At 71.6% G+C, this 10,714-nt stretch carries 10 protein-coding genes; 6 read left to right on the top strand and 4 right to left on the bottom strand.

Features of this window, described 5'->3' with window-relative positions; translation table 11 throughout:
• Positions 1 to 140 precede the first annotated feature (140 nt).
• Positions 141 to 2,399 (bottom strand): MMPL family transporter, encoded by a 2,259-nt coding sequence (locus AC1DUQ_RS09355; RefSeq protein WP_477061721.1) that lies wholly within the window; start codon positions 2,397 to 2,399, stop codon positions 141 to 143.
• A gap of 50 nt (positions 2,400 to 2,449) precedes the next feature.
• Here AC1DUQ_RS09355 and AC1DUQ_RS09350 point away from each other — a divergent pair, with 50 nt between their 5' ends.
• The 4 genes from AC1DUQ_RS09350 to AC1DUQ_RS09335 are packed head-to-tail and all read left to right on the top strand — an operon-like array spanning position 2,450 to position 5,414.
• On the top strand, positions 2,450 to 2,926 hold the full coding sequence (locus tag AC1DUQ_RS09350; protein ID WP_477073697.1) for a MarR family winged helix-turn-helix transcriptional regulator: 477 nt from the start codon (positions 2,450 to 2,452) through the stop codon (positions 2,924 to 2,926).
• Between the two features lie 9 nt (positions 2,927 to 2,935).
• Complete coding sequence (gene lipB / locus AC1DUQ_RS09345) at positions 2,936 to 3,601, top strand: lipoyl(octanoyl) transferase LipB (protein WP_477061719.1); 666 nt, start codon at positions 2,936 to 2,938, stop codon at positions 3,599 to 3,601.
• Between the two features lie 51 nt (positions 3,602 to 3,652).
• Positions 3,653 to 4,654, top strand: a complete 1,002-nt coding sequence (lipA, locus tag AC1DUQ_RS09340) for a lipoyl synthase (protein WP_477073696.1) — start codon at positions 3,653 to 3,655, stop codon at positions 4,652 to 4,654.
• Between the two features lie 43 nt (positions 4,655 to 4,697).
• Positions 4,698 to 5,414 (top strand): DUF4191 domain-containing protein, encoded by a 717-nt coding sequence (locus AC1DUQ_RS09335; RefSeq protein ID WP_477061718.1) that lies wholly within the window; start codon positions 4,698 to 4,700, stop codon positions 5,412 to 5,414.
• 12 nt (positions 5,415 to 5,426) lie between these two features.
• Here AC1DUQ_RS09335 and AC1DUQ_RS09330 read toward each other — a convergent pair whose 3' ends face one another.
• Entirely contained in the window at positions 5,427 to 5,945 is a 519-nt protein-coding gene (locus AC1DUQ_RS09330) for an RDD family protein (RefSeq protein ID WP_477061717.1), read from the bottom strand.
• A gap of 257 nt (positions 5,946 to 6,202) precedes the next feature.
• On the opposite strand from AC1DUQ_RS09330, the gene glnA reads away from it, so the two are divergent.
• A complete protein-coding gene (glnA, locus tag AC1DUQ_RS09325; RefSeq protein WP_477073695.1) occupies positions 6,203 to 7,627 on the top strand; it encodes a type I glutamate--ammonia ligase in 1,425 nt (474 codons plus the stop codon).
• 168 nt (positions 7,628 to 7,795) lie between these two features.
• Here the strand turns inward: glnA and AC1DUQ_RS09320 are convergent, their stop codons facing one another.
• Together AC1DUQ_RS09320 and AC1DUQ_RS09315 are read right to left on the bottom strand one after the other, a co-directional pair.
• Entirely contained in the window at positions 7,796 to 8,701 is a 906-nt protein-coding gene (locus AC1DUQ_RS09320; RefSeq protein ID WP_477061715.1) for a hypothetical protein, read from the bottom strand.
• A 232-nt stretch (positions 8,702 to 8,933) separates the two neighbouring features.
• Positions 8,934 to 9,263 (bottom strand): hypothetical protein, encoded by a 330-nt coding sequence (locus AC1DUQ_RS09315; RefSeq protein ID WP_477073694.1) that lies wholly within the window; start codon positions 9,261 to 9,263, stop codon positions 8,934 to 8,936.
• A 595-nt stretch (positions 9,264 to 9,858) separates the two neighbouring features.
• On the opposite strand from AC1DUQ_RS09315, the gene AC1DUQ_RS09310 reads away from it, so the two are divergent.
• Positions 9,859 to 10,587, top strand: coding sequence for an alpha/beta fold hydrolase (locus AC1DUQ_RS09310; RefSeq protein ID WP_477061713.1), 729 nt, complete (start codon positions 9,859 to 9,861; stop codon positions 10,585 to 10,587).
• The last annotated feature ends 127 nt before the right edge of the window (positions 10,588 to 10,714 follow it).

Below are 10,714 nucleotides of genomic sequence, written 5' to 3'. Positions count from 1 at the left end.
GTCCTGCGCCACCTGCTCCGCTCGGCTGCGCGTGACGACGACCGTCACGCGCTGGCCCGCCTCCCGCAGCAGCCGGGCGTGGATCCCCCGGCCCGCTCCCCCGTACCCGACCAGCCCGACCCGCAGCGCCCGCATGCGACTCACTCTAGGTCGGTGCCGCCCTGCGCCGGGCGCCGCGACAGCGCACTGGGCCACCACGTCCGGCGGTCGAGGTCGTGCACGAGCGCGGGCACCAGCAGGCTGCGCACGACGAGCGTGTCCAGCAGGACGCCGAACGCGACGATGAACGCGATCTGCGCCAGGAACAGCAGCGGGATGACGCCGAGCGCGGCGAACGTGGTGGCCAGCACCACACCGGCCGACGTGATCACGCCACCGGTCACGGCCAGGCCGCGGACCACGCCCGCCCGCGTTCCCACCTTCACGGACTCCTCGCGCACCCGGGTCATGAGGAAGATCGAGTAGTCGACCCCCAGCGCCACCAGGAACACGAACGCGAACAGCGGGACCACCGGGTCGGCGCCGGCGAAGCCGAACACGTGGTTGAAGACGATCGCCGACACCCCGAGCGCCGCGGCGAACGAGAGCACGTTGGCCACCAGGAGCAGAGCGGCCGCGACCACCGACCGCAGCAGGAACATGAGGATCAGCCCGATCACGAGCAGGACGACCGGGACGATCACCCGCAGGTCGCGCTCGCTGGCCAGCTGGGTGTCGAGCGCCTCGGCGGCGGCGCCACCGACCAGGACGTCGGGGCTGGCCTCGTGCACGGCGGTCCGCAGCTCCTCGACCGTCGCCACCGCCGCTTGCGTGTCGGCGGACGCCGTCGTAGTGACGTCCAGGCGGACGCGCCCGTCGACGACGATCGGCGGCGCACCCGTGGTCGGGGCACCCGCTCCGGCCGGGGCTCCCGTGTACGGCACCACGGACTCGACGCCGTCGACGCCCTCCGCCGCGGTCGTGACCGCCTCGACGTCGCCCTCGTCGACGAGGACGATCGCGGGCTGGACCGCGCCGGCCGGGAAGTGCTCCCCCAGCACGGCCTCGCCGGAGACCGCGTCGACGTCGGTGAGGAAGATGTCGACCTGGCTGGTCCCGGACGCCTTGAGGGTGGGCAGGAACGCCGCACCGACGCACAGGGCGAGAGCCGTGAGGACCCACACCGGACGCGCGTGCCGTCCGACGAAGCGTGCGAGGCGGGCCCAGAGGCCGGGGCCGGCGGACGGGTCGACGGTGGCCACAGCACTGCCGACGTCCCCGTCGGCGACGAGCGCGTCGGCGCGGGGCGCGCGCGGCCAGAACAGGATGCGCGAGCGCTTGCCGAACACGAGCAGCAGCGCGGGCAGCAGCGTCAGCGCGCCGAGCAGGGCGGACGCGATGCCGATCGCCGCGACCGGCCCCAGGCTCCGGTTGGAGCCCAGGTCCGACAGCAGGAGGCAGAGCACACCGGCGATGACCGTGCCGGCGCTCGCCGCGATGGGCTCGACGCACGCGCGCAGGGCACGGCGCATGGCCGCGGCCGGGTGCTCGACGTGGTGGAGCTCCTCCCGGTAGCGCGCGACCAGCAGCAACGCGTAGTCCACGGAGGCGCCGACCACGAGGATCGACAGGATGCCCTGGGACTGGCCGTTGAGGACCAGCGTGCCGTTCTTGGCCAGGGTGTAGACCACCAGCCCGGCGAGGCAGAGTGCGAACACGGCGGTGAAGATCACGACGAACGGGAGGAACGGCGAGCGGTAGACGACGGCGAGGATGAGGAGCACGGCACCCAGGGCGACGAGCAGCAGGACGCCGTCGATGCCTCCGAACGCGGTGACGAGGTCGGCGACGAAACCGGCCGGACCCGTGACCCAGGCCTGGAGGCCAGGTTCGCCCGCCGTGGTGGCGGTCGCCTCGAGCTCCTCGTCGAGGGACTCGCGCAGCGCCACGACGAACGAGCCGGCAACCCTCTCCTCGTCGGCGAGCAGCTGCTCCGCCTTCGCGCCGTCCAGCGAGATCGCGACCAGCAGCGCCTCGCCGTCCTCGGCCGGGACGACGACCGGCTCGCCCACCAGGTACTCCGACCAGGTGCCGTCGTTCCCCTCGGGCAGCGGCAGGTCGGGGATCCCCTCGGCCCACTCCTGCACGGCGGCGAGCTGGTCGGGGGTGACCTCGCTCCCGTCCTCAGGTCGGAGCACCACCAGCGCAGGTAGTGTCTCCGTGTCGACGAAGCCCTTGCTCTCCTCGGCGGCCCTGGTCGACTCGGCCGACGACGGCAGGAACGCGGAGGCGTCGTTCGTCTGGACCTGCGACAGCTTGCCCTGCGCCATCCCGCCGACCGACCCGATACCGAGCCAGACCACGAGGGCGACGCCGACGAGCACAGCGCGGACGAGGGTGGACCGGCGATTACTCAGCATGCTGAGTATCATCGGTGGTGTTGTCCGGATGAGCAAACGGAGGCCGCACGGTGGACCAGGAGAGCAGGTCGGCGCACATCATCGACCCGGCCTCGCCCGACCCCGCGCACTGGCCCGTCGGCCGCCTCCTGTCGTCGGCCGCCCGGCGCGTCGAGCGCGACTGGAACGCTCACCTGTCCACGTGGGACCTCAACCACGCGAGCCTCGCGGTCCTGGCCCACCTCCTGCGCTCGCCGATGTCGCAGCGCGAGCTGGCCACCGCCAGCGGGGTCACCGAGCAGACGATGAGCCGCGTCCTGGCCCGCATGGAACGCACCGGCTACGTCACGCGCAGCCCGCACGACGACGACAAGCGCCGGCACGTCATCACCATCACGGACGCCGGCAGGTCCGCGTTCGGGGTCGCGTCGGACCGGGAGCTCGCCGAGGCGCTCGTCACCCGCGGGCTCACGGCGGAGCAGGCCGAGCAGCTGCGCCGCCTGCTCGTCGTCGTCGCGAGCCCCGGGCCGGGCGAGCCGTCGGGTTAGCCTGTCGGGATGCGGTTCGACGAGCTCGACCTCGGCACACGCCTGCTCCCCTACGAGCCGACATGGCAGCTCCAGCGGGAGGTGCTCGCCGGCGTCGCCGACGGCACGCGGGAGGACACCGTGCTCCTGTGCGAGCACGAGGACGTCTACACGGCAGGAAAGCGCACCGCCTCCTGGGACCGCCCCGTCGACGGCACCCCGGTGGTCGATGTCGACCGTGGCGGACGGATCACCTGGCACGGTCCCGGGCAGCTGGTCGGCTATCCCATCGTGAAGCTCGCGACGCCCATCGACGTGGTCCGCTACGTCCGTGCGCTCGAGGAGGCGCTGATCCGCACGTGCGCGGACCTGGGCCTCGAGGCGATCCGGGTCGACGGACGCAGCGGCGTCTGGTTCGCCGCCGACGAGACCCGCCGGGAGCGCAAGGTCGCGGCGATCGGCGTCCGGGTGTCCCGCGGCGTGACGATGCACGGCTTCGCCCTCAACTGCGAGCCGGACCTGGCGGCGTTCGACCGCATCGTGCCGTGCGGGATCGACGACGCGGACGTCACCTCGCTGTCCCTCGAGACCGGTCGGCAGGTGACCATCGCCGAGGTCCTCCCCCGGGTCCGCGGCCACCTGGTCGACGTGCTGACGCCGATCCTCGAGGCGAGCCCGGCCACCGCCGCGGTGTGACGCGCGACTCCCCCGCAGCCGTCGTCCGCACCGCGGGTTAGTCTGACCGGCGTGACGATCGCAGCCGATGGCCGACGCATGCTCCGTATCGAGGCGCGCAACGCCGAGACCCCCATCGAGCGCAAGCCGGAGTGGATCCGCACGCGCGCGACGATGGGCCCCGAGTACACCGAGCTCAAGKSSCTGGTSAAGMGCGAGGGCCTSMACACCGTSTGCGARGAGGCCGGCTGCCCCAACATCTTCGAGTGCTGGGAAGACCGCGAGGCCACGTTCCTCATCGGGGGCGACCAGTGCACCCGGCGCTGCGACTTCTGCCAGATCGACACCGGCAAGCCCGCCGCGTTCGACGCCGACGAGCCCCGCCGTGTGGCTGCGTCCGTGCAGGCCATGGGCCTGAAGTACTCGACCGTGACCGGCGTGGCCCGCGACGACCTGCCGGAYGGCGGCGCCTGGCTCTACGCGGAGACCGTCCGCCAGATCCACGCGGTCAACCCCGGCACCGGCGTCGAGCTGCTGATCCCCGACTTCAACGCGACCCCGGAGCTGCTCGACGAGGTGTTCTCGTCGCAGCCCGAGGTGCTCGCGCACAACCTGGAGACGGTCCCCCGCATCTTCAAGACGATCCGCCCCGGCTTCCGGTACGACCGGTCGCTCTCGGTGATCACCCGCGCGCACGAGCAGGGGCTCGTCACCAAGTCGAACCTCATCCTCGGCATGGGCGAGACCATCGAGGAGGTCGTCGAGGCCCTCGCCGAGCTGCACGAGGCCGGCTGCGACCTCATCACGATCACGCAGTACCTGCGCCCGTCGGTACGCCACCACCCCGTGTCCCGCTGGGTGCGCCCGGAGGAGTTCGTCGAGCTGTCGGCCGAGGCCGAGCGCCTCGGGTTCCTCGGCGTGATGTCCGGCCCGCTGGTGCGCTCGTCGTACCGCGCCGGCCGCCTCTGGGGTCAGGCGATGCGCCGCTACGGCCGGCCGATCCCGGAGGCTCTCGCGCACCTGTCGGAGCCGACGACGTCCCGCCAGGAGGCGGCCAGCCTGCTGGCCCGCTGAGACCCGTCAGGACGGTGCCGATCCGTCGGTAGACTCCGGGTTCATGGCCCGCAACAACGCATCCGACGCCGCACCGACGCCCAAGGTGAAGAAGACCCGCTGGTACCACCAGGTGTGGCAGGCGTACCAGATGACGCGGAAGAACGACCCCGCGATCACCTGGATCATCCTGGCGGTCTTCGTCGGGATCATCGCGCTCGGGCTCGTGATCGGCCTGCTGGTCAACGCATGGCTCTACGTGCTCCTGCTGAGCATCCCGTTCGCCCTGCTCGGTGCGATGTTCATCCTCGCCCGCCGCGCAGAGACGGCCGCGTACACGCAGATCGAGGGCCAGCCGGGCGCGGCCTACGCCGCCCTGGGGACCATCCGCCGCGGCTGGACCTTCACGCAGGAGCCCGTCGCGGTCGACCCCCGCACGCAGGACCTGGTGTTCCGCGGTGTCGGCCGGCCGGGCGTCGTGCTCGTCGGCGAGGGTCCTGCGCCGCGGATCGCCAAGCTGCTGGAGTCGGAGCGCAAGCGCACCGCCCGCGTCATCTCCGGTGCGCCGATCACGCTCATCCAGGTGGGCGACGGCGAGGGCCAGGTGACGCTGCGCAAGCTGCCTCGCGCGGTCCAGAAGCTCCGCCCGAAGCTGAGCAAGCAGGAGGTGGCCGAGGTGACCAAGCGCCTCACCGCCCTCGGCGGCGTCCGGCTCCCGGTGCCCAAGGGCGTCGACCCGATGCGTGCGCGCCCCGACCGCAAGGGCATGCGCGGCCGCTGACCGTCTCGTCCGTCAGCGGCGGACGATGGCGGTGCCGGCCACGCGGTCGTGCAGGCCACGCCCGTCGGAGTCCCACACCACGGCCGGGACCACCAGGCACAGGAGCGCGGTGCGCACGAGGGCGCTGAGGAAGCCCGGCGCCATCGTCGCCCACGCCGCTTCGTCCCGCGTCTGCCCGGGGAACACCCGGCGGACCCGCAGCCCGAGCAGCCGGTGGCCGAGGGTGTGCCCGATCGAGCCGACCAGCAGCACGTTCTCCAGGGCGAAGATGCCCAGGGTCGCCATAGGGCTTCCCCGGCTCAGCAGGAACGCGTCGGGGTCGCCGGCGAAGAACGCGCCGGAGATCAGCAGGCAGGCCGTCCAGTCGATGACCAGCGCACCGACCCGTCGCCCGAGCGGTGCGAGCGAGCCGGAGCCCGATGCCGGCAGGCCGAGCCGCCGACCCCGGTCGGTCGTCGCGCCGGCGCCGGCCGGGTCGGACTCGTCGAACCCGCCACCGAGCCACGAGCTGATGTCCCGACGATTCGCCACCCGAGCAGGTTAGGCGACCGGACGGAGCGAGACGGCAACGAGGCGGAAACACCCCCGGCACGACGCTCTCGTAGCGTGACGGCAGATGTGGTGAGAACCGTGACCCGCCCCCTCCCCCAGGGGACTATGGTCAACATTCGTTACACGAGGGGCGGGCCCGTAACGCCGTCGAAACACTTGGTACACGACGGAGAAATCACGCGCTCGTAGCCTCGCCTTGCCCGACCCCACGGGTACCACCGACCGAGGAGCAGCGGATGTTCAGCAAGCCAGAGGAAGTCCTGGCGTTCATCAAGAGCGAGGACGTGAAGTTCGTCGACGTCCGGTTCTGTGACCTGCCCGGCACGATGCAGCACTTCAACGTCCCCGCCTACTCCCTGGAGCTGGACTTCTTCACGGACGGCCAGATGTTCGACGGGTCCTCGATCCGTGGTTTCCAGGCCATCCACGAGTCGGACATGAAGCTGATCCCGGACATCAGCACCGCGTACATCGACCCCTTCCGGGTCGAGAAGACGCTCAACATCAACTTCCACATCGTGGACCCGTACACCGACGAGCCGTACAGCCGCGACCCGCGTCAGGTCGCCGCGAAGGCCGAGGCGTACCTGAAGTCGACCGGCATCGCGGACACGGCGTTCTTCGCCCCCGAGGCCGAGTTCTACATCTTCGACGACGTCCGCTTCCACACGAAGCAGAACGAGTCCTTCTACTCGATCGACTCCTTCGAGGCCGCGTGGAACACCGGCCGCGAGGAGGCCGGTGGCAACCTCGGCCACAAGATCCCCTACAAGGGCGGCTACTTCCCCGTCCCGCCGGTCGACGGCTTCTCGGACATCCGCGACCAGATCAGCCTGCAGCTGGACGCCCTCGGCCTCGGTGTCGAGCGCGCCCACCACGAGGTCGGCACCGCCGGCCAGCAGGAGATCAACTACCGCTTCGACAAGCTCGCCATCTCCGGCGACAAGGTCATGCTCTTCAAGTACGTCGTGAAGAACGTGGCGCACGAGAACGGCAAGACGGCGACCTTCATGCCGAAGCCGCTCTTCGGCGACAACGGCTCGGGCATGCACGTCCACCAGTCCCTCTGGAAGGACGGCGAGCCGCTGTTCTTCGACGAGAAGGGCTACGGCGGCCTGTCCGACCTGGCGCGCTGGTACATCGGTGGCCTGCTCAAGCACGCGCCCTCGCTGTTGGCCTTCACCAACCCGACGGTGAACTCCTACCACCGCCTGGTCCCCGGCTTCGAGGCCCCGGTCAACCTGGTCTACTCGGCCCGCAACCGCTCCGCGTGCATCCGCATCCCGGTCACCGGTTCGAACCCGAAGGCCAAGCGCATCGAGTTCCGCGTGCCGGACCCGTCGTCGAACCCGTACCTGGCGTTCGCGGCCATGCTCATGGCCGGCATCGACGGCATCCAGAACCGGATCGAGCCGCCGGACCCGATCGACAAGGACCTGTACGAGCTGCCGCCCGAGGAGCACGCGCAGATCCAGCAGGTCCCGGGCTCGCTCGGCGAGGTCCTCGACCGCCTCGAGGCCGACCACGACTTCCTCACGGCGGGCAACGTCTTCACGCCCGACCTGATCTCGACGTGGATCGACTACAAGCGCAACGCCGAGGTGGACCCGATCCGTCTGCGGCCGCACCCGCACGAGTTCGAGCTCTACTACGACGTGTGATCGTCCCGCCTCGCGGCTGCTCCCGTGAGGCGGTGACCTGCAGTGACGGCACCCCCGTCGCCCTCGTGGCGGCGGGGGTGCCGCACGTGTGCCACAACCGCGTGCGGCGGTGCCACGCCCGGGTCCCCGGACTGTCTCCGCCGGAGCGACCGCGCGAGCGACCGCGGGTCAGCCCCAGTCGCGCCGGAAGCGGGCCTCGACGTGCCGCTCGAGCTCGAGCTCCTGCGCCTCGACGCTCGTGCCGCGGTGGGCGGCGATCGCCTCGAGCAGGTAGATGCACATCGCCTGCGGCAGCTCGATCGTGGAGCCCGAACGGCGCCCGTTCGCCCCGTGCCAGCGGATCTGGGCGGCGTGGCGGGCGTACTCGTCGACCGCGGCGCCCACCGTGCGCAGCACCTGTCCGTCCGGGGTGACGACCGGCTGGCCCTGGACGTTCGTGAAGCCCATCGCCGGGCCCGCCGCGGTGGCCACAGGCGCGACGCCGGTGGCCTGCCGCTGCACCCGCTCGGCGTGCGAGAGGATCCGGGTCTGGCGGGCGCGCAGGTGGTACGGGACGTCGGGGTAGCACGTCGGGCAGGCGCGGGCGCCCGCGGCCTCGACGATCTCGGCGACGGCGTGCCCCGACCAGTCCGGGACGCGGACGTGCTCACGGCCGGCGGCGGCCGGGCAGGCGAGGGCCGCGTGCGCGAGCGGAGGATCGTCGGCGATCGTGAGGAAGACGCGGGTCCACCCGCCGCGGCGGTCGTGCTCGGCGTCGAGCAGGGCGACGCACCCGCGCAGCTCCTCGATCTTGCGCCCCTGGTCGCGCGGGCTGCCCTGCAGCAGCTGCATCTGGAAGTCGGAGGCGGCCCAGGCCGCGGCGACGCCGGTGGTCTGCCCGAACAGCTGCTCGGTGCGGCCGTGCTCCGAGCTGAGCTCGGCGGCCTCGGCCTCGAGGCGGGTCGCGGTCTCGTCGATCTCCTGCGGCGTCATGCGGGCGATCTGTCGTGCGCCCGGAAGTCGGGCCATGTGGTCCTCCACGTCATCGTCGGCGGTGCCGATGGTCGGGTCATCGGCACCCGCACGAGCGGACATGATCGGACGTTCGGATGAATCTGCTTGTGTCCGTTCATGCCCGTTTGGGCCCGCCGCGACGTCAGGATAGGGCTCCGGAGGCTCGGGTCCTGACCGTCGGGTCGACCTTCGCCGGCACCCCCGACGCGCCGACCTGGAGCGGGCCGACGCGGCGCCGCGGCACGTGACGGACCGCATGCCGACGTGCGACGCCCCCGCAAAGCCACCCCAGTGACGCGGTGGTCCTGCCCGCTCACGCAGCGCCGACGCTCACACGGGTCTGCGTCGTCGGGCAGGTCTCGGGGCYCTCGGAACGTCGCGCTCGGGTGACCACCGCGATCGTGAGCACGATGACCGGGACGTTGACCGCAGACGGGGCACCGACCCAGAACGAGTCGATGAGAACGGCGTAGGCGGCCCACAGCAGCGCGCCGAGCAGCGCGACCACCTGGGTGCCCAGGACCACTCCCTGAAGGGCGGCGGGGTGGTGGCGGCCCTTCCAGACGCGGACGCCCTGCGGCAACCACACGACGAAGGATGTCAACGAGGCCAGCAGTCCGACGGCCTCTGTCGCGGTGTACATGGTCAGCTCCAAGCAGGTCCCGGGCGTGGGTGTGCCCAGGGGTTGTCGTCAGTGCCCGACCGCAGGTGACCGGAGCGGGCTCGCAGCCGGAGGCACGGGTCTCGTGCGGCTGCGGAAGGCACCGTCCGGCAAGCTCTGCATCGCGCCGCACGGGCAGCGCGTCTCGTTCGGCTCGCTCGGCAACGCCACGAACCACCTCATCGTCGCGATCGGCACCGATCTTCGGGTTCGTGCGCGTGAAACGGGACACACCGCGTCAACGCGCCTGCCCGGTCGTGGCACGGCAACGGCGACCGCGCGTGCCTGTGAACCTCACGATCCAGCTGCCGCCCCGGGATCCCGAAGCCATCCCGCAGCCGGTCGCGACGCCGGCGCGACGCTTCCGGTGGCGTCGACCCGGTCGGTAGTCCTCTCCCACTCCGCGACCGCGACCAGCCTGAGCCCGTACGCCCCGGCACCGACGCGGTCGCCGGCTGCGGTGAGCGACAGTGTCCACGAGGGCTTGACTGTTCGATCGCGCGCAATATATTGCATACCACCATTGTTGCAGGAAGCGACCACAGCACCACAAGCCGACACGAAAGGGACCACACCCATGACCACCCTCCCCGTGAAGCAGACCATCGTCCTGGTCCACGGCGCGTACGCGGACTCCTCGAGCTGGAACGGCTCGATCCCCGCACTCCGAGAGGCCGGCCACCGCGTCATCGCGGCCGCGAACCCGCTCCGCGGGATCGAGAGCGACGCGGAGTACCTCAGGAGCGTCCTCGAGAGCATCGACGGCCCGATCGTCATCGCCGGGCACTCGTACGGCGGTGTGGTCATGAGCCACGCGGCCGACGGCAACCCGAACGTCACCGCGCTGGTGTACGTCGCGAGCTTCCTCCCCGAGCCGGGCGAGAGCCTGGTCGACCTCGTCGAGAAGTTCCCGGGCGCCCAGCTGGGCGGCGCCGCGCGGCCGGTGCCGTACTCCACCCCCGACGGCGGGACCGCTCCCGAGCTCTACATCGACCAGGAGCAGTTCCCGGCCCTGTTCGCCGGCGACGTGGACCTGCCGGTGGCGCAGCTGATGGCGGTCACCCAGCGGCCGCTCGCTCTCGCGGCCTTCGAGGCGCCGGCCACGCGCGCGGCGTGGAAGACGATCGAGTCGTGGGTGCTGCTCGCGGCGCAGGACCTCGCGGTGCCCGCCGAGCTGGTGCGGTTCATGTCGGACCGGGCGGACGCCCACCTCGTCGAGGTCGACGCGTCGCACGCCGTCACGGTCTCGCAGCCCGGTGTCGTCGCCGACCTCATCCTCGAGGCGGCCGGGAAGACCGCACTCTGATCGGTGTGCCGACGTGCACGAGGGCAACCCGGTCGCCCCCTGCGGCGACCGGGTTGTTGGTGCAGCACGGCTGCGCGGGCGGCTCAGTACCAGCACCAGTTCGGGCCTCGGCACCAGAGCCCCGCCG

This window comes from Cellulomonas sp. P4_B5_2 (genome assembly GCF_056402235.1).
The sequence above is the reverse complement of the archived record's forward strand: the minus strand, read 5'-3'. Positions and strand labels throughout refer to the sequence as shown.